Source organism: Pontibacter silvestris (assembly GCF_020907275.1).
Classification (GTDB): Bacteria; Bacteroidota; Bacteroidia; order Cytophagales; family Hymenobacteraceae; genus Pontibacter; species Pontibacter silvestris.
Window position 1 is genome coordinate 1 of record NZ_JAJJWI010000031.1, and the last position, 19,599, is coordinate 19,599.

The 19,599-nt window shown below is 43.0% G+C and carries 19 protein-coding genes; 7 read left to right on the top strand and 12 right to left on the bottom strand.

Going from position 1 to position 19,599, the window contains the following annotated elements; all coding sequences use genetic code 11:
- Positions 1 to 230: 230 nt before the first annotated feature.
- Together LN995_RS19185 and LN995_RS19190 are read right to left on the bottom strand one after the other, a co-directional pair.
- The gene (locus tag LN995_RS19185) at positions 231 to 485 is read right to left on the bottom strand and encodes a hypothetical protein (RefSeq protein ID WP_229962707.1); all 255 of its coding nucleotides are present in this window, start codon (positions 483 to 485) and stop codon (positions 231 to 233) included.
- Positions 482 to 1,198 (bottom strand): alpha/beta hydrolase, encoded by a 717-nt coding sequence (locus tag LN995_RS19190; RefSeq protein ID WP_229962708.1) that lies wholly within the window; start codon positions 1,196 to 1,198, stop codon positions 482 to 484. The genes LN995_RS19185 and LN995_RS19190 overlap by 4 nt, the downstream gene beginning before the upstream one ends.
- Before the next feature lie 295 nt (positions 1,199 to 1,493).
- Here LN995_RS19190 and LN995_RS19195 point away from each other — a divergent pair, with 295 nt between their 5' ends.
- The 3 genes from LN995_RS19195 to LN995_RS19205 are packed head-to-tail and all read left to right on the top strand — an operon-like array spanning position 1,494 to position 4,761.
- The gene (locus tag LN995_RS19195) at positions 1,494 to 2,342 is read left to right on the top strand and encodes a UDP-2,3-diacylglucosamine diphosphatase (protein ID WP_229962709.1); all 849 of its coding nucleotides are present in this window, start codon (positions 1,494 to 1,496) and stop codon (positions 2,340 to 2,342) included.
- A complete protein-coding gene (locus LN995_RS19200) occupies positions 2,339 to 3,325 on the top strand; it encodes a glycosyltransferase family protein (protein WP_229962710.1) in 987 nt (328 codons plus the stop codon). Before LN995_RS19195 ends, LN995_RS19200 begins: the two co-directional genes overlap by 4 nt.
- A gap of 59 nt (positions 3,326 to 3,384) precedes the next feature.
- Positions 3,385 to 4,761 carry a GH1 family beta-glucosidase gene (locus tag LN995_RS19205; RefSeq protein ID WP_229962711.1) on the top strand — a complete coding sequence of 459 codons (1,377 nt, stop codon included), beginning with the start codon at positions 3,385 to 3,387 and terminating at the stop codon, positions 4,759 to 4,761.
- Between the two features lie 9 nt (positions 4,762 to 4,770).
- Here the strand turns inward: LN995_RS19205 and LN995_RS19210 are convergent, their stop codons facing one another.
- From LN995_RS19210 to LN995_RS19235, 6 genes are all read right to left on the bottom strand, one after another.
- Positions 4,771 to 5,157, bottom strand: coding sequence for an SPW repeat domain-containing protein (locus LN995_RS19210; RefSeq protein WP_229962712.1), 387 nt, complete (start codon positions 5,155 to 5,157; stop codon positions 4,771 to 4,773).
- Positions 5,158 to 5,160: 3 nt separating this feature from the next.
- Complete coding sequence (locus tag LN995_RS19215; RefSeq protein ID WP_229962713.1) at positions 5,161 to 5,718, bottom strand: vitamin K epoxide reductase family protein; 558 nt, start codon at positions 5,716 to 5,718, stop codon at positions 5,161 to 5,163.
- Positions 5,719 to 5,984: 266 nt separating this feature from the next.
- Positions 5,985 to 6,464, bottom strand: a complete 480-nt coding sequence (locus LN995_RS19220; protein WP_229962714.1) for a hypothetical protein — start codon at positions 6,462 to 6,464, stop codon at positions 5,985 to 5,987.
- A 386-nt stretch (positions 6,465 to 6,850) separates the two neighbouring features.
- A complete protein-coding gene (locus tag LN995_RS19225; RefSeq protein ID WP_229962715.1) occupies positions 6,851 to 7,231 on the bottom strand; it encodes a DUF3221 domain-containing protein in 381 nt (126 codons plus the stop codon).
- 14 nt (positions 7,232 to 7,245) lie between these two features.
- Positions 7,246 to 7,911 (bottom strand): DUF2461 domain-containing protein, encoded by a 666-nt coding sequence (locus LN995_RS19230; protein WP_229962716.1) that lies wholly within the window; start codon positions 7,909 to 7,911, stop codon positions 7,246 to 7,248.
- A 463-nt stretch (positions 7,912 to 8,374) separates the two neighbouring features.
- A complete protein-coding gene (locus tag LN995_RS19235; RefSeq protein WP_229962717.1) occupies positions 8,375 to 9,070 on the bottom strand; it encodes a hypothetical protein in 696 nt (231 codons plus the stop codon).
- A 450-nt stretch (positions 9,071 to 9,520) separates the two neighbouring features.
- Here LN995_RS19235 and LN995_RS19240 point away from each other — a divergent pair, with 450 nt between their 5' ends.
- The 4 genes from LN995_RS19240 to LN995_RS19255 all read left to right on the top strand — a co-directional run bounded on the left by LN995_RS19240 (position 9,521) and on the right by LN995_RS19255 (position 15,202).
- Positions 9,521 to 12,028: a PIG-L family deacetylase gene (locus tag LN995_RS19240; RefSeq protein WP_229962718.1), complete on the top strand. Its 2,508-nt coding sequence runs from the start codon at positions 9,521 to 9,523 to the stop codon at positions 12,026 to 12,028.
- Between the two features lie 81 nt (positions 12,029 to 12,109).
- Positions 12,110 to 12,259, top strand: a complete 150-nt coding sequence (locus LN995_RS19245; RefSeq protein WP_229962719.1) for a hypothetical protein — start codon at positions 12,110 to 12,112, stop codon at positions 12,257 to 12,259.
- A complete protein-coding gene (locus LN995_RS19250) occupies positions 12,256 to 13,953 on the top strand; it encodes a sodium:solute symporter (protein WP_229962720.1) in 1,698 nt (565 codons plus the stop codon). Before LN995_RS19245 ends, LN995_RS19250 begins: the two co-directional genes overlap by 4 nt.
- A 541-nt stretch (positions 13,954 to 14,494) precedes the next feature.
- Positions 14,495 to 15,202, top strand: a complete 708-nt coding sequence (locus LN995_RS19255) for an HAD family hydrolase (RefSeq protein ID WP_229962721.1) — start codon at positions 14,495 to 14,497, stop codon at positions 15,200 to 15,202.
- 58 nt (positions 15,203 to 15,260) lie between these two features.
- On the opposite strand, the gene LN995_RS19260 is transcribed toward LN995_RS19255, so the two are convergent.
- The 4 genes from LN995_RS19260 to LN995_RS19275 all read right to left on the bottom strand — a co-directional run bounded on the left by LN995_RS19260 (position 15,261) and on the right by LN995_RS19275 (position 19,327).
- A complete protein-coding gene (locus LN995_RS19260; RefSeq protein WP_229962722.1) occupies positions 15,261 to 16,196 on the bottom strand; it encodes a class I SAM-dependent methyltransferase in 936 nt (311 codons plus the stop codon).
- Positions 16,197 to 16,274: 78 nt separating this feature from the next.
- Positions 16,275 to 16,469, bottom strand: coding sequence for a hypothetical protein (locus tag LN995_RS19265; RefSeq protein ID WP_229962723.1), 195 nt, complete (start codon positions 16,467 to 16,469; stop codon positions 16,275 to 16,277).
- 72 nt (positions 16,470 to 16,541) lie between these two features.
- On the bottom strand, positions 16,542 to 17,147 hold the full coding sequence (locus tag LN995_RS19270) for a DUF2911 domain-containing protein (protein ID WP_229962724.1): 606 nt from the start codon (positions 17,145 to 17,147) through the stop codon (positions 16,542 to 16,544).
- 362 nt (positions 17,148 to 17,509) lie between these two features.
- Positions 17,510 to 19,327, bottom strand: coding sequence for an ABC transporter ATP-binding protein (locus tag LN995_RS19275; RefSeq protein WP_229962725.1), 1,818 nt, complete (start codon positions 19,325 to 19,327; stop codon positions 17,510 to 17,512).
- Positions 19,328 to 19,599 lie beyond the last annotated feature (272 nt).

The following is a 19,599-nucleotide window of genomic DNA, read 5'->3' on the forward strand; positions in this document are numbered from 1 at the left end:
CGTTTATACATCGCAACTTGAATTAAATAGAATTATATACGCCTACCACCTAGACCAATGTTGGCTTAAAGCTGGCTTTTGTTGGCTCGGTCCGCGACTGCACAATTGCCTTTGAATTAGATGACTAGAGGCGCAAGTGCAGGGAAGCATCTAGCCAACTATATCACTGCCTTATTGCCAGCACGTCAACATCACTAAAGAAGGTCTTGTCCTGCAAAAACTAATCTATGTCACTGCTCATCTTCCCGAGTGTAAGAGTGGTGGTAATTTTGTGCCGTGGCCTCGTCCATTATCTCATATTCCGTTAACATAATTTCTCTTTCGCCGTTGTTGAGGCCCTTTACATAAATACCCTCAGGCGTTACATAAATAGCGTAGTTGTGGCGGCCAAAAGGGTAGAGGTTATTGCTTTTAAGAATGGTTGCCTCTGTTAAATCTACTTCCTGGCCATCTGCTGTTTTGGCTATATATTTTGTGTTACTCATAGTTCTTTTAAAATTTTGTTCAAGATAGCACTTATTTCCTCTGCACGGTTCATCACCATTAAATGTTCTCCGCCCTGTATTTTAATAATGTCCGGTCTATAGCGCAATGGTAACACCTTGTCGGCTGTACCATGTATGTGTGTGAGATCAGGCAATATTTTCTCCTGTTGCCACATCAGTAGCTGGCCCAGCGACCAGCGTAGGTACTTCTCGTTCATAGACAAGATAATCTCCTTAAGCAGCTTTTTTTCATAAGAGGTTTGGGCTCCAAAAAAGTACGGTGCCAAAGGGTGCAGACTGCGTAGCAGGCTTATAGGGGTATACCTGTGCAACCGCAGGCGGCCCATTATATGGTAGTACCAGGGCAGGGCATATCTACTAGATAGGCTGGAGATAATAATAGTCTTGCGGGGCTGCAGTATCTTAGACATTTCAATTGCAGCTACTCCTCCCAAAGATAACCCTACCAGTATAGGATCAGGATGATGCACCTGTTCACTTAGCCGTTTTACATAAGCTGGCAGGGGCTCGTCTACATGCAGTGGCTCCACCCAATGTACATATTCATGAGGCTGATCTTCTGGTAGTCTCAAGAACTGGAACATACGCCTATCAGCTCCTAAGCCACTGATAAAGTACACAATACTTTTCTGCTTTTCTGGTGTTAGGTTCAAAGTCTTTTTTTCTGATTCTTCTCCTTGGTTGTTATTCATTTGATGAGGCTTGAGCTAAACATAAACGGACACTTACTTCTCTTATAATACTTAACTAAAGCATAACTGATTCATAACCTGCTGATAATATCTGTTTTATAATTTAGTGGAGTAGTTTAGAAGAGCTTTAGCCAAAGGAAGTTTTAACCACTAAAACTATTAAGATGATGGAAAAGGTAAAGAAAATGAAGAACAACATGGTGAGTAAGCTGATGAGCATTTTCCTGTACAGGCTGCATTCCTTCTGTTCTCCATTTAAATTTAACAGGACATAATTTACTGCTACGCCACCTTTATGGCTAAAAAAAGAAAAGTAGAAGTGGCAGTTATATCTGATGTGCATTTAGGCACTTATGGTTGCCATGCTGAAGAACTGCTGATCTACCTTAAAAGCATCAAACCTAAAGTGCTCGTGCTTAACGGTGATATTGTAGACATCTGGCAGTTCAGCAAAAGTTACTGGCCGGCTGCGCATATGAAAGTAGTAAAGCACCTGATGGGGCTTGTTGCTAAGGGTACTAAGGTATACTACATCACGGGCAACCATGATGAAATGCTGCGCAAGTTTGTAGGGTTTAAACTCGGCTCTTTCCAGATTGTGAACAAACTGGTGCTGGAGCTGGACGGCAAGCGCGCCTGGATGTTTCACGGTGATGTATTCGATGTAACGATGCAGCATTCAAAGTGGCTGGCAAAGCTTGGGGCACATGGTTATGACCTGCTTATTGTATTGAATAGTGTGGTTAATTTCTGTTGCCGAAAACTGAAGCGCAAGAAGGTGAACCTCTCCCGTAATATTAAAAATCGTGTAAAAAGCGCAGTTAAATTCATTAATAACTTTGAGCAAACTGCTGCTGACATTGCCATCTCTAACAGTTACGACTATGTGGTCTGCGGGCATATTCACCATCCGGAAATGCGGCAGGTTACGAATCAGGATGGAGCAGTTACTTATCTTAACTCCGGCGATTGGATTGAGAACCTAACGGCGCTTGAATACAACAAAGGAGCCTGGAGCATTTATAAGTTTCAGGAGGACCTGGCAGGGCAGTTAGAAGAGGAGGAAGATGCTGAAACGGCTATTCTTACAGATAACCAGTTGTTTGAGAGCCTGATGTTGGAATTTAAGCTGAAAATAGCTTGAGAATACTATACGCCATACAAGGAACAGGAAACGGGCACTTGGCAAGAGCACTCGATGTGATACCAGCCCTGCAGAAGCGGGGCGACCTGGATATACTTGTTAGCGGCTACCAAGTAGATATAAGCCTGCCTTACCCGGTAAAGTACCGCCTTAATGGCCTTAGCTTTATCTTTGGGAAAAACGGAGGCATAGATTATTACAGGACACTGGCACAAATTAACTCAAGGTGCTTTTTTAAAGAAATACAAAAGCTGCCCGTAAAGGACTACGATTTGGTTATTACAGACTTCGAGCCCATATCAGCCTGGGCTTGTTCGTTGGCAAAAAAGCATTGTGTAGGTTTAAGTAACCAGGTGGCAGTGTTAAACCCCAATGTGCCAAAGCCAGATGAGGCCGATTATATTGGTAAACTCGTTCTTCGTAATTATTCTCCTACAACAGCACAGTATGGTTTCCATTTTCATCGCTTCGACCAGACTATTTTTACGCCTATTGTACGCAAGCAGGTGCGTGAACTGGAGGTAAGCAATAAGGGACACTATACCGTATATTTACCTGCACATGACGACCTGAAAATAGTAAACAGGCTGAGTAGTTTAAAGGGAGTGGAGTGGCAGGTATTTTCCAAGCACAATCATCAGGCCTTTCATTACCAGAATGTGTCAGTGCAGCCTATACAGAGTGATGCGTTCCTGAAGAGTATGGCTTCATCGGAGGGGGTATTATGTGCTGCTGGCTTCAGTACACCATCTGAGGCTTTGTATTTACAGAAGAAACTATTGGTAGTGCCCATGAAAAACCAGTTTGAACAGGTTTGCAATGCAGCTGTTCTGAAGCACATGGGCGTTACCACTATCAAGAACCTGAAGAAAAAGCACCTTCCAGCCATTTATGGATGGATGAAGGAAGGGCAACCTGTTCAGGTAAATTATCCTGACGAAACAGACGCTATTGTGGAGCGTATTGTAAGGGAAAATACATAAAATTTTAAAGTTCAGCTACTAATGCAGCTGGTACCTGTTTTAGGTGCCGCTGCTTTTTTATGGTACAACATAACAAAGAAGATCAGATACCGCAAGAACCCGCTTTATCAAGGGCTGCTTTTGGAGATAGTTTTAGTTGGGGTGTTTCTACAGCCGCTTACCAAGTAGAAGGTGCCCATGAGGCAGAAGGAAAAGGGGCATCTATCTGGGATATTTTTTCCGGACTGAAAGGGAAAGTAAAGCAGAACCATAACGGTAACCTAGCCTGCGACTTTTTTAACCGCTATCCAGATGATTTGCAGTTGATGCAGTCGCTGTCTATTCCAAACTTTCGCTTCTCGCTTTCCTGGGCTCGTCTGTTGCCAGATGGGTATGGGCGCGTAAACAGTGCAGGGCTAGCCTATTATGACAGGCTAATTGATCATTGTCTGGAGTTAGGTATCAATCCTTGGGTTACTTTATATCATTGGGATCTGCCTCATGCGCTTGAGAAGAAAGGCGGCTGGACAAACCGTGATATAGTAGGCTGGTTTCAGGAGTATGTTGCTTTGTGTGCAAAACACTATGGCGATAGAGTTAAACATTGGATGGTGCTTAATGAGCCGATGGTATTTACAGGTGCGGGGTATTTTTTAGGTGTGCACGCACCAGGCCGTCGTGGTTTTGGCTCCTTTATACCAGCGGTGCATCATGCGAGTATGTGTCAGGCAGAAGGGGGCAGAACTTTAAGAAGTATGCTGCCGGATGCTGAGATTGGTACTACCTTTTCCTGTTCACATGTAGAGCCTTTGCGCCCTCAGGAAAAAGACATAAAAGCTGCTAAACGTGTTGATGCTCTTCTAAATAGGTTATTCATAGAGCCGTCTTTGGGTTTAGGTTATCCTTTAGATGATCTGAAATTTATGCGTCGCATAGAGAAATACATCAAGCCAGAAGACGAGCAAGACTTGCAGTTTGATTTTGACTTTATTGGTATCCAGAACTATACACGGGAAGTAGTAAAATACTCTTTCTGGACTCCCTTTATGCAAGCGAATCTGGTGCCGCCACGCAAGAGAAAAGTACCACAGACGCTGATGAAATGGGAAGTATACCCGGAGGGCATTTACCATATCCTGCATAAGTACAGCCAGTATAAAGGCATCAAAAAAATAATTATTACAGAAAACGGAGCCGCCTTTCCTGACCAGCTTGCAGATGGGCAGGTACATGACCCGGAGCGTGTAACGTTTCTGCAACAGTACCTGCAGCAGGTTTTAAGAGCTAAGCAGGAGGGAGCCAATGTTCACGGCTACTTTGTCTGGTCCTTTGTCGATAACTTTGAGTGGGCAGAAGGATATGATCCAAGGTTCGGGCTAGTGCATGTCGATTTTGAAACGTTACAACGGACAGTTAAAAGCTCGGGGTACTGGTACAGAGATTTCCTTGAGGGATAATGAACATGCTCATAAATTGTTACTTTGCTTCTTTGCCTCACGTTCGTGTAAAGAGTCAGATTTCCAGATAGCAGACCAGCCACCTCCATAGCGGGTTTCTGTTTTTCCTTTCACGAAGCTAAAGCCAATTACGAGAGCTCCCACCATCATATCACTAATAATTACAGTAGTCTCATTATAGCCCAGTATCCATGGGGCCAGGAGCAGCCATGCTCCTAGCGGCAGATTATACAGCCGTACTACACGCGTTGCTTCCCACCAGGAGATAACAGCAAAGGAAACTATAATAGGGCCTATAATGTGGTCGTTATCAGCAGCAGCTTTATCTGCACCTAACACCGCAGGGGCTACTATCAGCCATATTCCTAATATTGCATTTATTATTTGTGCCCACATAACTTATTCAACTTTACCTTGTACACTTTTATATCCCCAGAATGCCTTCCAGGTTGAAACATTGGCATCCTTCACACGCTTCATATACTGCAGGCTTGCCAGCATTTCGTCCATTGCAGGGCCAATCATTATTAGTGAAATAGCAGCAGAAGTCAGGCAAAGGGTGCACCATGCATCAAACATGACAGGTTGCAGTATAACGAGCAGTATGCTAACCATGCCCAAAGGGCCTACAGCTAAGCCAAAGACGATGACAATCCATGGCATAGTGCGCCAGCGGTTATCACCTCCAATTAAACCTGCTACGGCATCTGTAAGGTAACCTAAAGCTCCAAGTGCAGCATCGGGTATAGGTAAGACTTTAGACACGCTAGAGGTTAGAATTTTTCTACTGTCGTTGCCGAAGAAAGGCTCCCAGACTGTTGGTATTACATGAAGCTGAAAGAGAGATAAATAAGTTGCAACACCTAATCCAACCAGTGCCAGTATTATAATAGGAATCCTTTGGGGCCAGGTTGCAGGGTTGTAATCCCATCCGGGTGGAATGTGTTTATCTGCCATATAGTTTTGTTTCAGATATATTTACCTGCACTACTACGAAAATTGTTGGCTAATAAGTTTTAAACTTTTGGATAGAATGCCGCTAACCACAACTTTCTGACCTTTGGCTTTGCCTGCATTGGTTATAAACCTGTAAAATAATGGAACAAGTTTTTATTAAAATAACCAGCGAGGTAGAGGTTGCGGTAGTGGAAGTGGAAGTATAGTAAAGATAACAGCAGCTGCTGCTATTGCTGTAGTATTAAAGCTGAGGGAAACTTAAATTTCTATGCAGAAACTGCTGCGGCCTCGTGAGGCAAAATGCAATCTATTAACCATTCTTTCGCTGTATCAAAGTCGTTAAAGTTATTCATGACTATGTGCGAAGATATACGTTGCATTAGGTCTCTGGCAGAAAGGCGACTAAACATGTTACCTGAGTAAACATGAGCCACACAACTAAGCCCGGCTGCTTTAGCATCAGGCATCCATCCGAATTGCAGCCAGTCGTTTGCTTCAGACCAGTCACCGGTTACATCCTGCTTATTATTGAGAAGCTTTGAGCATGGGTGCAGTTGTAAAATAGCCAGATGCACTTTAGCACCGGTTATCACATCGTCAGCCGTAATATGGCCTGCCCATTTTGCTTCTATATAGCCTTCATGCTGCAGCAGTGTAACAAACACATCGCCTTGTGCATGGGCTACCTCTATAGGCGTTGGCCACCTCTCGACCTGTGCCTGAAACTCTGACAAATAATTTGCCATAATGGGTATAAACACTTAGAACGTTTTATGTATAGGGTTAGGTAAATGAGTAACGTACTACATAAGTAAAACTGTAAATTAGGATAGAATATTTTTATTCTAATTTAAATTTTAATATTATTTAGTGTAATGACTGAAATAACTGGTAAAATATACGTAGCGAAGCAATATTCTATAGCAATGTTCAAACATGCTTCGCTGTAGCCTTAGTGTATAATTTGGTAAGTAGCAATGATGTGCTAAATTAAGAGGCGCAAGATCATAGTTATGCCTGAGGAAAAATAGTGGAGGTTGCCACAAGAACATATCGATTTGAAGTCGAAAGATGCTGCTTCTTGTTGGCTAATTTTAAAGAGCGTAACAGAATGATGGAGTGTACACAGTCGCTAGATATCATTACCAGAATCTTGTGACACTCTGATGGCAGCTGCTTGTGACTGCACCGGGGAGGACTCCATTATTTCTTCTTTAACCCATACTTCGACTTCAAGCCCTGCCTGAAGATTATTTAGGCTTAACGTTGCCCCTTCTGCATCTTCTATAAGGGTGTCGTCATCTACAATTACGCTCGCTTGGGGCGATTCAGACTCCACGCCTTCTACAGCAGCTACCTGTATGACTGTTGTTGCCTGGTTGTCGCTCTGGCTGATATTTGTGATCCTGCCCCTCACATCAGGTAAGGTGTCAGGCATACGTTTAGGCGTTTCGCCACGGCATCCGATCAAAAGTGCCGAAATCAGCATATAGGGTATAAGATATTTTGTCATAAAGAATAAATGACTTATAATTCTGTAAAAGATCTGTTTATAAAATCGTTTAAAGGCTTTACCTGCTTAAAGAAAGGCAGCAACTGTTCTTTAAAATCGGGTGCAGTTACTTCTTCGTCTTTAAAAAAGTGGAGCCCCAGAAAGCCATTGTGCCTAAGCAGGTCAATAGACGGATGCTCTTTGTTATATCCTTTAGGTGCAGATTTTCGTGTTTCGCCTGTTACTTTACCAAAACTATTTATAAAACCAGAAGCCAAGACTATTGCCTCCAACTCTCCCGGATTATAATCGATTTCCTCCCGTATTAGCTCCAGTTGTTTGGGAGTAGGTTTCCACTTTCCTCCACCTACTCTCGATCTGCTATCTGGCTCCAGAATAAGGACATAGTTTGCAAAAGGAGAGTGGCGCCCACCCGGTGACATACCAGCAGCAAAATAACCTTTATAAGGCGCTTCCCCTTTTTTAGAAAAATCGTTTTTGTTTATTCTGAATATGCTCTCAGTTGCTGTCACACCATGCATAGCCGGGTCTATAGTCTGTAGTTGTTGCAGGGCATTGCTTACCAATTCTGTAAAATAAGCTTTCGCCTGCAGGTACTCTTCCCGATGCAAATCCATCCAGGCTTTGCTGTTATGCTGCTGTAGTTCTCCAAGAAATCTTAAAATAAACCCAGTGTCCATTCATGTGGCTACTTTGGCGTTTTTGCTTTAAACCAAATAATACCAATAACCAAGGCTATAACCAATATAATTATCAAAAAGAAAGTCATAATATGTTCTGTTAATGTTTCTTACTGCTAATTCTACTAAAAGCAGCATACTCTTGTTACGATAGTTTTGGTAGTTAAGTACGGAATTGTAGTATTAGCAGAACCTGTGATAAATAAAAAAGCCCTGTTTCCAGGGCAAGTGTTAGCTAAAGTAAATATTTAGGGAATAATCTCTTCCCTTTTTGCTGTGGTAATCAAGAGAGTTGCGATAGCAACAGATATGGTGACAATGGTTATCAGTAGTGGTTTCATAGGTTATCACTTTATTCATTCTAAAGACAGAATTAACCTGTTCTACTCAATAGCTTGGCCTCTTGTTGCAATAACTTTGTAGCAAAAGGCCAACGTTTGTTTTACCCTTGAATGGGTACTTGTTAAGCAACCCGAAGGAAAGATCCTCCTAACAAAGTCTTTCTTATGTGAGCTTCTGTTACATAATGAGACACAAAGTCGCCTTTATGACAGGTATTGGTACGTGGATCTTTTAACTGAACTACTTTGGCACGTTTGCCTACAGTTATAAGGCCAATTCCACGACGCTCACAGAGGTTTAGCAAATGCTTGGCCAAGCTATTGTGGCGGAAAGCAAGGCTGCTAATAGATATTCCAAGCCATTGTTCATCTGCAGGCTGTGCTTTAAAAATGTTCAATAGCTTTTCAACTTTGTGCTTTAAATAACTTCTCTCTAGTAAAGAGTGTGTTACAAATATAACCAGAGTTGCAGCAACTGGTATTACCCAGCTTAAAATTCCATAGCCTAAACTTCTGGTAAAGAAGGTTGTTGCGGCAAAGGCGATAAGCGCTGTTACGAAACGAAACTTGCTTAAACCGTTTTTCTTATAACGATTTAAAAGCCGGGCTAACTGCTGCGACTGGCTTACATTAAGTGAAGCGATAAACAATGTATTATCAGGTTTCTTCAAAGCAAATATTCCATCAGCAGTACCATGCAGCTTTGTCTTTTCGGCCTTACTTATAAGTATGCCCTTAGTGCTATATAAAGTGGAGTAGTGAGACTTAAGATAATCGAAGGCAAAGTCTTCTATGTTACTATCTTTCTGGTTAGGCATATTTATCGTAAAACTGGGAACTAATATGTATCGTGATCAAGAAAAGTACTGCGACTACGGAAACTACTCTGTTGTACTTGAACCAGCTTGTTCAGGATACCTTCTCTCTCTGTTTTGTTCTTGAAAAGATTAAAATCTGATGGGGTCAAATATATAGAAAAAGCTTTTCTTATAATAGGAAATAATCGGGTTTTAGGAAACATTAGATGTGGGAGCCGCAATATGTTGGTTATTATGTTGCTTTTTGTTCGTTTCATAAGTTGTTGATGAACTGGTTGATGTGATTTTATTGTGAAGGATTTTAAACATAATCTGTGGCTTCTGTTCCAGTTATATAGGTATATTGATATAAATAGCTAGCCCCTATGTTATTGCTCATCTTTATTTTTTAGCTTTACAAAATGGTCTCAGGCCTTTGTCACACATTTGTTTTATGTTCTAAACGCAAAGATGAAGAAGCTATCTTATCCGCTAACTTATATATTGCTTTTAACCTTCATATTCTCCTCCTTTAGTTACACCTATATATTGGCGCAGGCTCCTGCCAAACCATCAGCAGCTAAAATACTGCAGGACCTAAAGAAGTTGAATGTGCTGGGAAGCGTGTTGTATGTGGCGGCTCACCCGGATGATGAAAATACCCGCTTAATTGCCTATATGGCTAATGAAGAACTGTATAATACTGGCTACCTGGCTTTGACACGTGGCGATGGTGGACAAAATTTGATAGGCCCCCAGATACGCGAAGATTTAGGTATCATCCGTACGCAGGAGCTGTTGCAGGCGCGTCGCACAGACGGAGGGCACCAGTTTTTTACCCGTGCCAACGACTTTGGATTTTCTAAAAGCCCGGAAGAAACGTTTACTATCTGGGATAAAGAGCAAGTGCTGGCCGACATGGTGTGGGTAATCAGGAAGTTCAGACCAGACGTTATGATTACGCGTTTCCCGCCAGATGCCAGAGCCGGACATGGACACCATACATCTTCTGCCATACTGGCCGAAGAAGCCTTTGATGCAGCGGCGGACCCAAATCGTTTCCCGGAGCAGCTAAAGGAGGTAGAGGTTTGGCAGCCAAAGCGCTTGCTATGGAACACCGGTGTCTGGTCTTTCGGAAGCCAGGCTGAGTTTGACAAGCATGTGCAGAACCTGATGAAGATTGATGTAGGAAAGTATAATCCTTTACTAGGCAAATCGTATGGGGAGATTGCTGCAGAAAGCCGCAGCATGCATAAGAGCCAGGGATTCGGATCAATGGGTACAAGAGGCGGTGCTATAGAGTATCTGCAGCATACCAAAGGCGACAAATCAACCAGAGGTTTGTTTGAAGGCATCACAACTTCCTGGGCAAGAGTAAAAGGCGGAGAGAAAGTAGAGAAAATCATTAACAAAGCCATTAGTAGTTATAATCCTGCTGAGCCAGCAGCTGTTGTGCTTACCTTGATTGCGGCCAAGAAGGAACTTGAGAAACTGCCTGACGGATATTGGAAGCGTGTAAAGCTGGAAGAGTTACAGGATGTAATGCAGGAAGCAATGGGATTGTACCTGGAGGTAGTTGCCAGTGATTACGCTGCTACGCCTGGGGAGCAGATAGAACTGCAGGTAGAGGCAATCAACAGATCTGATGTACCCGTTGTGCTACAAAAAGTTAACTACTCCTTTGCCGGTAAAGACTCTACTCTGAATAAGCAACTGCAGAACAACGAAAGATTGTTTTACGATGCCTCAACCACTATACCTGTCGGTACGGCTATTTCGCAACCTTACTGGCTACGTAAAGAGGGTACCTTAGGCATGTTTGCCATAGAAAATCAGCAGGAGGTAGGCAAGCCAGAGAATGAACCGGTGGCACAGGTAACCTTTAGTTTGCTTATAGCTGGCCAGCCAATACAGGTGAGGGTGCCAGTGGTTTATAAACGTACTGATCCGGTAGAGGGAGAAGTATACCGCCCTTTTGTAATAACACCTCCTGTTTTCGTGAATGTGGCAGAAAAGGTATATATGTTTGCTAGCCAGGAGCCAAAACAGGTACAGGTACTTGTAAAGTCCGGCAAAGATAATATAAATGGAAATGTGACTCTGCAGTTGCCGCAGGGCTGGCGTGTAGAGCCCGCATTAGTGCCATTTAACCTAAAGCTAAAAGGAGCAGAGCAAAGTGTGTCCTTTACTGTGTACCCACCGCAAGGGCAACAGGAGGCGGAACTGGAAGCTGTGGCTACCATAGGTGGAGAAACGTTTGCAAAAAGCTTGAATACAATTAATTACAGCCATATTCCGGCCCAAACTACTTTCCCGGAAGCAACAGCCAGGGCAGTTAAACTTAACCTGGAAATAAAAGGAGACAAAGTTGGCTACATTATGGGTGCAGGGGACGAGGTACCTGTTAGTCTGCAGCAAATTGGCTACCAGGTTACACTGCTCAAAGACGAGGACTTGAGCCAGGGCAATTTGCAGCAATATGATGCCGTTATATTGGGTGTGCGTGCTTATAATACTGTTGACCGCCTGAGGTTTTACCAGGACAAACTGCTGGACTACGTTAAAAACGGGGGCAATCTGATTGTGCAGTACAATACCAATCATAGTTTGGTAACAAAAAATATTGCGCCGTATCCGCTGCAGTTGTCGCGGGATCGGGTGACGGTAGAAGGGGCTGAAGTGCGTTTTCTAAAACCAAACCACCCGGTACTGAACTCTCCTAATAAAATTACAGAACAGGATTTTGAGGGGTGGGTGCAGGAGCGGGGGCTGTATTTCCCGAATGAGTGGAGTAAGGAATTTGAAACAATCATTTCTTCGCATGACCCCGGAGAAGAACCATTGGAAGGCGGCTTATTAGTGGCAAAATATGGGAAAGGGTATTATATATACACAGGTTATTCCTGGTTTAGAGAACTACCTGCCGGTGTGCCAGGTGCATATCGTATTTTTGCTAATTTAATTTCCCTTGGTAAATAAGCTATTGCTAAAGGCTGAATGGCAAAAAAATTATAAGCTTTTTTGCCATTGCTGTTTTACTTTTCTGCCAGGTTTGTATTTATGAAAAATAAGAAACAAGAAGTCGATACAGAGCCTCCTGTTAATAAACCTCCTTTTTTTAATAGCTGGTCGGGCATGTATTGGCTGGTGCTGGGCAACCTTACTTTCCTGATCGTTTTGTTCTACTTCATTACCAAAATTTACGAATGAGTTTACTGGATTGGGTAGTGTTATTTGGCACCCTGGGGTTTATTGTGTTATATGGTATCTGGAAAACCCGTGGCAGCAAAGACATAGAAGGATATTTGCGAGGCGACAACAGCATGAAGTGGTGGACTATTGGCCTGTCTACGATGGCCACCCAAGCCAGCGCTATTACTTTTCTGTCAACACCGGGGCAGGCTTATGAAGATGGTATGCGCTTCGTGCAGTTTTACTTTGGACTGCCTGTTGCCATGGTTATCATTTCTATTACTGTTATTCCAATTTTCTACCGGCTTAAAGTATATACCGCCTACGAGTTTCTGGAAAACCGCTTCGATCTAAAAACACGCACGTTGGCAGCTTTGCTCTTTCTGGTACAGCGTGGCCTGGCGGCAGGCATTACGATTTATGCACCTGCCATTATACTGTCTACCATACTTGGCTGGAACCTGACTATAACCACTCTTATTATAGGAGTGTTAGTTATTATTTACACTGTTTCAGGTGGAACAAAGGCCGTAAGTGTTACCCAAAAGCAGCAGATGGCTGTGATGATGGGAGGCATGTTGGCTGCCGGCTTTATGGTTGTGAGCTTTCTGCCGGAGCATGTGGGCTTTGGAGATGCTGTGGCTGTGGCAGGTAAGATGGGACGAATGAATGTGGTGGATTTTTCTTTTAACTGGGACGACCGTTATAACTTCTGGTCTGGTATGACAGGCGGCTTGTTTCTTGCCTTGTCTTATTTCGGCACCGACCAAAGCCAGGTGGCACGTTATTTAGGCGGAAAATCTATAGCCGAGAGTAGGCTGGGTTTGCTTTCTAATGGGTTGTTAAAGATACCAATGCAGTTTATTATTCTGTTTATTGGAGTGATGGTGTTCGTGTTTTATCAGTTTAACCAGCCTCCTGTGTTCTTTAACGATGCTGCCCAAAAGAAAGTATATGCCTCGGCCTATGCCGGAGAAATGCATGAGCTAGAAAAGCAGCACGCAACTCTTTTTGAGCAAAAGCAGAAAGCTGTTGAGGGGCTTATAACTGCACTGAAGGCAGATAATGATGTTGCCGTTCGTGCGGCACAGTCTGAAATAGCAGGTATAGAAGAGGCAGACCAAAACGTACGGAACGAAGTGAAAGGACTCGTATCCAAAGCTATGCCTGGAACAGAGACAAAAGACACAGATTACGTTTTTATTTCTTTTGTGATGAAATACCTGCCGACTGGTTTAGTTGGACTATTACTGGCTGTTATCTTTTCTGCGGCTATGTCATCTTCTGCTTCTGAACTAAATGCATTAGCTTCTACCACAGTAGTAGATATCTACAGGCGAAATGTCAGGAAAGGCGACAGTGACAAACATTATCTAAATGCCTCCAAATTATTCACAGTAGGCTGGGGAGTAACAGCTATTCTGTTTGCTATGTTTGCCTCCTTGTTTGATAACCTGATTGAGGCTGTAAACATTGTTGGGTCTATCTTCTATGGTACCATACTGGGTATTTTCTTAGTAGCTTTCTACCTGAAGTCAATTAAAGGGAATGCTGTGTTTATAGCGGCTGTGCTGGCAGAGGCAGTTGTTCTTTATTGCTTCTATTCTACAGAAATAGCCTTTCTCTGGTTCAACGTAATAGGCTGTGGTCTGGTAATCTTTTTTGGGTACATTCTACAGCTATTGCTGCCTTCTAAACCTGCTGTTAAATAAACTGTTTTGCTTTTCTCTGTCCGTCTTTATGGGAAGATAGTTATAATGGCGGGCAATTGACCTTTACCTGCACTGGCTTTTTGTGTTAACACTGTGACCGGGGGAGGGGGCAGGCAGTTAAGTTCGCCTGTTTGAACATCTTTACAATCATACTGAAAGATGATAAATCGCTTGGCCTTTTGCATCAGCCGTACCAGGAAAGGCTTACCACCTTTTGTGAAAAGGGAGCAGCCTTTGTATCGCAGGTGAGAAAAGCAAAAAGCTGTTTAACGGTTACAACGGTTCGGACTGGATTTATGCTACTACCTTGCCTTGATCTAAGCTTTATGATCTATAGCATGCTTGTGTTATTGATGTTGCTGATGAAGGTATTCTGAAGCTGGCGTTTGGAAACTGGAGATGCAGCAACATAAGGTAACTACCTGTTAGTGTTAGCTAGCATTATGGTATTGCTGATGGTTGCCATGTGCACCTTTTCCTACAGCAGATGACAGAAGTTGTAAATCAGTATATTTGCAGTTTCTAGAACTTAAAATCACTTATGGCAATAAAAACAATAGCATTCGATGCAGATGATACCTTATGGGTGAATGAAACCATTTTTACCATTACACATGCCCGCTTCGTTTCTATACTGGAAAAGTATGAGGAACCTGAAACGCTGGAAAAGAGGCTGTTCGAAACTGAAATAAAGAACCTGAGCATTTTTGGCTATGGCATTAAGGGGTTTACACTTTCCATGATTGAGACAGCACTAGAGCTAACGGAAGGGCGGCTAACTGGCGCAGAAATACAGAAAATACTGGAGCTTGGGAAGGATATGCTGGAGCACCCTGTGGAGCTGCTGCCGCATGTAGAAGAAACATTAAAGGTATTGCAGACGGATTACGATCTCATGCTTATCACCAAGGGTGATTTGTTTGACCAGGAAAGTAAAATAGCTCGCTCCGGACTGGCTGAGTATTTTGACCGTATTGAGATCATCAGTGAAAAAGATACGGTTACTTACCAGAAAATAATGACACGCCACAGCATTCAGATGGCAAGTTTCCTGATGATGGGAAATTCTGTGAAGTCTGATATTCTGCCCATTTTGGCATTAGGCGGGCATGCTATTCATATTCCGTTTCACACTACCTGGGCACACGAAGTCGTTGCTCCTGAGAAGCTAGCACACGTACAATATGAGGTGCTTAACTCTATAGCAGAGATTCCTGAAAGGCTGCCTCATCTGTTCACGTCAAAGTAATTAAACTCCTGATCTGTTACTGTATTAGGAAGATGAAAGAAGCAATTCTAAGCAGGCACTACAGTTCTGATGGTCTGGGTTTGCGGCCTGCTACAATGTATACTAAGCTTCCTCCCGCAGAAACATACTCACCTTTCAACAGCTTCTGTTTCAGCATGATTTTGTTATAGAGCAGTTTCTCCCAGTAAGCATCAAATTTCTCTTTGGCACCACCACCTGCCATAAAGTAATTCAGGTTGTCCTGATAGTCGTAGCCCATGGCTTCAGTTTCTACCCATTGCAGCATTTGCTCTACGCGCAGCATCTTTTCCTGTGTGTCATAAGGCGGAATAATGGAAAGTGCTTTATCAGAAATCCAAACTTTCGTGTCGCGGAGTCCGGCTTTTAAGTACAGGTCTGGTATTACATCGCCAAGGGAGTTAAAGCCTTCACCCAGGCGCTTTTTACCTTTCTCAATGCGCAGTTTTATCTCCAATACATCCAAGGTACTCTCTACATCAAAGTCTGTTTCGCCGTAGCGGTCGAACATCAGGTTTGGAACCAGGTTATTTGGCTCCAGTGCCAGTACCCAGCCACCCGGCTTGGTTACCCGAACCATTTCTTCAATTACACGCTGTGGATTTTTTACATGGATAAGTAATGTCTGGCAGAGCGTAAGGTCTGCAGTGGCATCGGGCAGGGGAATGTCTGTCGCGTTACCGACCTTAAAAGTATAGTTAATGTTATTGTGCTGAAACTGGCTCTGTGCCCGCTGGCGTGCTTCCTCAATATAGCCGGGTTCATAATCTACTCCATACACAGTAGCTCCATCTGGTAAGAACTTGGAGAACTTAAAGCCCATCATCCCTTTGCCGCAGCCAATATCTACCAGTGTTTGTGTGTAAGGCAGGTAAAGGCGGTTCGCCAGCAGCTCCAGGTAGTCGTCGTTCCACCAGTACTCACGTGCAGGCCCTAAATGTTCTTCTGAATGTTGTTTCTCGTTTCTCTCTTCCAATATTAAGTCTCTTTAGAAAAATAAAGCCTCTGGTTAACCAGAGGCTTTTATACGTAAAAAAAATACTGCTAAGCCTTCTTATTTCATCTTCTTCCACTCAGAAATAGCTTTTTCATTCAAGCTTACATAGTCGCTGTTATTAGCCGCTTTAGCCAATTCTATAGACTGTTGGGCTGTTTTTATAGCACCTTTGTAGTCTTTTAGCTGTGCTTGAATTTTAGCTTGCGTGTGAACATTGTAAAACTTAGGATCGTTGGCATTAGCCTTCTTCATCCACTCCAGTGCCTGCTTAAGGTCTTTGTTTGAGTTATAGTAATAAGCCGCCGCCGCCGCATATAAGTTTGGCTATACGTTTGTACTATTGATTACCTGCTCCTGAATCTGGCTCATCACTTTGCTGTCTACATCAGTTTTGATAGTGAAAGGCACAATGGTATTTTCCCACAGCAGTTCCACATCAGCAGCATCTTGTTTTAAATTGGCAAAGTTGATGGTGAATGTCTCTACAGTACGAGCATTTTGTACTGGCTTCACTTTAAAGCGCACAAGGTCTTCTTCCGGCTTATAGTCTGTTCCTCCATCGCCCCAAAGCTTAGTGTTTTTATGGATGATGATTGTCCATTCATTCTCTCCAGGTATGGTATACAGGGCATACTCTCCGGCAGGTACCTTATTGCCTTCGATGGTTACATCATCAGAGAGCTTTAACTTAGTGGAAGCGTTGGCTCCTGTACGCCATAGTTCGCCATAAGGCTCTAGTCCACCAAAAATTTTGCGGCCTTTCATTGAAGGGCGGGAGTACTCTACTGTAACAGTAGATAAACCAACTGTTTGTTCTATTTTAGAAGATGGGCTGGCAGCAGGGGTTTTGATACCTTGCTGTGCCTGTACTGCTCCGGCACTAAGCAGCAGAACCGCAGAAAGAGCGAAACCAATAAATGTGTTCTTCATTATTCTATCTATTAAGATAAGATTGTTTGTGATGTGCAAACTTACAAAAAGATTCGGCTTATAGGTATAAATACTATTGTATAGTGCCTGCTTTCAGCAAGGTTAAAAGTCTTTTCTTAACAGCCACTCAGCTATAGGACAAGTATTATACCAAGTGTTTAGCTTAGTTTTAAGAAGGAGGAAGGAGTTTATAACAACGCTCGCGGAGAGGGAGAGATAGCTAAGGGAAAGTAAAGAAGAAGGTGCGCTTGTATGGTTGTTTATATGATTAAAAGCCGTTTGACTGTGTTCTTTATCAGGTACATAAAAAATCCTGCCGTTTTTCTTTGGCAGGATTTTTAGAAAGTTTTTAAGCTTTGATATTATGTCAGCTCGAACTGAAGCTTCAGTAGGTTGGCATATATTCCTTCAGGGTTAAGTGAAAGTACCTCATGAGAACCTTCTTCTACAATTTCTCCGCCATCTATCACCAGGATTTTGTCTACTTTACGAATCGTGGCAAGGCGGTGTGCAATAATAATGGTGGTACGATCTTTCATCAACTCATCCATGGCCTGCTGAATCAGGTGCTCTGACTCAGAATCCAGAGAGCTGGTAGCTTCATCCAGGATAAGAATAGACGGATTCTTAAGAATAGCGCGTGCAATGGCAATACGCTGGCGCTGCCCACCAGAGAGTTTGATGCCACGTTCGCCTACTAAAGTGTCCAATCCTTCCGGGAAAGACTGGATAAACATATAAGCATTAGCCTTCGTTGCTGCATCAATAATTTCTGCTTCTGTTGCTTCCGGGCGGCCATAGGCAATATTCTCGCGGATAGTACCACCAAACAGAAGTACCTCCTGTGGTACAATACCCACGTTGCCACGTAGGGTAGTTAAACTAATGTCTTTTATGTTCTGACCATCTACTGTGATGCCGCCGCTATCTACATCGTAATAGCGCATCAGCAACTGAATAATAGTAGATTTACCAGCTCCGCTCGGTCCTACCAAAGCTATTTTTTCGCCAGCTTTAATGTTTAAGTTAATATCGTGCAGCACTTGTACATCGGGGCGGGTAGGGTAAGAAAAGGCGACCTCTTTATAGGTAATGTTACCATACAGTTTAGGTAGTTCGCTTAATGCGCGAGGGGTTTTATCTGTCGGTTCCTCTTTCTCTTCTAAAATTTCCAGAATACGTTCTGTAGACCCTAATGCAGATTGTACTTTGCCGTATAGTTCTCCTAAACCACCTACAGATGCTCCAATAAAGACGGTGTAAATTATAAAGGAGGTAAGCTCGCCTATCCGGATATCTCCCTGATGTACCAAAGTAGCACCGTACCAAATAACCAGCACAATGCCGCCAAACAGGCCTACAATAATAAAGGTGATAAATGCCCCTCTGTAATAGGAACCCTTAATAGCTGTACGCACGGCTTTATTTAAAGAGGTTTTATAGCGGCCAATTTCGAAAAGCTCGTTGGTGAAAGCTTTTACTGTATTGATGGCCTGCATGGTTTCCTCTACAATGATATTAGTATGGGCCAGCTCGTCTTGGGTTTTCTTGGACAAGGCTCTGATTTTACGTCCAAACACCATGGCTAAAGCGACCAATACCGGGAATGTTGCCAGCATAAACAGCGATAACTTAATCGAAGTCCACATGATAATAACCACACCTACTACAAAAGTTGTTATCTGTCGGAACAGCTCTGCTAGTGTAATAGAGAAGATATCCTGTACCTGTGCCACATCGGTAGTAATGCGGCTGGTTACCTCGCCAACACGTCTTTTCTCAAAGAAAGGAATGGGTAGCCAAACAAACTTACTATAGAGGTCGCGCCTGATGTCAGCTACAGCATTCTCACTTACCTGTGCAAAAAAATACACCCTGAAAAAAGAGAAAATGCCTTGCAGCAGGATAATGGCGAACAGTCCAAGCGAAATCATATTTATATCTTCCAGGAACCAGTCAGCATTGCCAGTGGAGGAATCTACGAGCTTGCCCACCAGATATGGGAAAATCATAAATGTAAGGCTGGAAAAAGCCAGGAACACCAGGCCAATAATAAATTTGTACTTATAGGGTAATACGTAATTGAATATACGGAGTCCTCGTTGAAAGCTTTCTTTCGTAATCTTTTTTCTGCCTTCAGCGTCTGGTGCGCTGCTTGGCCCGAATCCGCGCTTTGCCATTAATTTACTATGCTTTAAAACTGTTGTGCTTACCGCAAATGTAGCGGTAACAAAGGGTTTGGGAGTATAACAGCTTGTTGAGCCGAATAATGCCCTATAACATAAAATTCTTACAAAGGTAAAGATTCTAATGTTATTCGGGAGGAAAAGAGCGTATTTCCTGACTTAGTTGGTGAGTTAAAGTTCTTTGAAACTCATAAGAGAGCTTTATACTGGCACAGTGGCTGTTGTTTCTGTACAATATTATTTATCTGATAAATCAAAAGAGGAGC

Bases quoted from the DNA above. Each gene is read 5' to 3' on its own strand.
- LN995_RS19185 (WP_229962707.1), bottom strand. From the start codon at position 485: ATGAGTAACACAAAATATATAGCCAAAACAGCAGATGGCCAGGAAGTA.
- LN995_RS19190 (WP_229962708.1), bottom strand. From the start codon at position 1,198: ATGAATAACAACCAAGGAGAAGAATCAGAAAAAAAGACTTTGAACCTA.
- LN995_RS19195 (WP_229962709.1), top strand. From the start codon at position 1,494: ATGGCTAAAAAAAGAAAAGTAGAAGTGGCAGTTATATCTGATGTGCAT.
- LN995_RS19205 (WP_229962711.1), top strand. From the start codon at position 3,385: ATGGTACAACATAACAAAGAAGATCAGATACCGCAAGAACCCGCTTTA.
- LN995_RS19210 (WP_229962712.1), bottom strand. From the start codon at position 5,157: ATGTGGGCACAAATAATAAATGCAATATTAGGAATATGGCTGATAGTA.
- LN995_RS19215 (WP_229962713.1), bottom strand. From the start codon at position 5,718: ATGGCAGATAAACACATTCCACCCGGATGGGATTACAACCCTGCAACC.
- LN995_RS19220 (WP_229962714.1), bottom strand. From the start codon at position 6,464: ATGGCAAATTATTTGTCAGAGTTTCAGGCACAGGTCGAGAGGTGGCCA.
- LN995_RS19225 (WP_229962715.1), bottom strand. From the start codon at position 7,231: ATGACAAAATATCTTATACCCTATATGCTGATTTCGGCACTTTTGATC.
- LN995_RS19230 (WP_229962716.1), bottom strand. From the start codon at position 7,911: ATGGACACTGGGTTTATTTTAAGATTTCTTGGAGAACTACAGCAGCAT.
- LN995_RS19235 (WP_229962717.1), bottom strand. From the start codon at position 9,070: ATGCCTAACCAGAAAGATAGTAACATAGAAGACTTTGCCTTCGATTAT.
- LN995_RS19240 (WP_229962718.1), top strand. From the start codon at position 9,521: ATGAAGAAGCTATCTTATCCGCTAACTTATATATTGCTTTTAACCTTC.
- LN995_RS19245 (WP_229962719.1), top strand. From the start codon at position 12,110: ATGAAAAATAAGAAACAAGAAGTCGATACAGAGCCTCCTGTTAATAAA.
- LN995_RS19250 (WP_229962720.1), top strand. From the start codon at position 12,256: ATGAGTTTACTGGATTGGGTAGTGTTATTTGGCACCCTGGGGTTTATT.
- LN995_RS19255 (WP_229962721.1), top strand. From the start codon at position 14,495: ATGGCAATAAAAACAATAGCATTCGATGCAGATGATACCTTATGGGTG.
- LN995_RS19265 (WP_229962723.1), bottom strand. From the start codon at position 16,469: ATGAAGAAGGCTAATGCCAACGATCCTAAGTTTTACAATGTTCACACG.
- LN995_RS19270 (WP_229962724.1), bottom strand. From the start codon at position 17,147: ATGAAGAACACATTTATTGGTTTCGCTCTTTCTGCGGTTCTGCTGCTT.
- LN995_RS19275 (WP_229962725.1), bottom strand. From the start codon at position 19,327: ATGGCAAAGCGCGGATTCGGGCCAAGCAGCGCACCAGACGCTGAAGGC.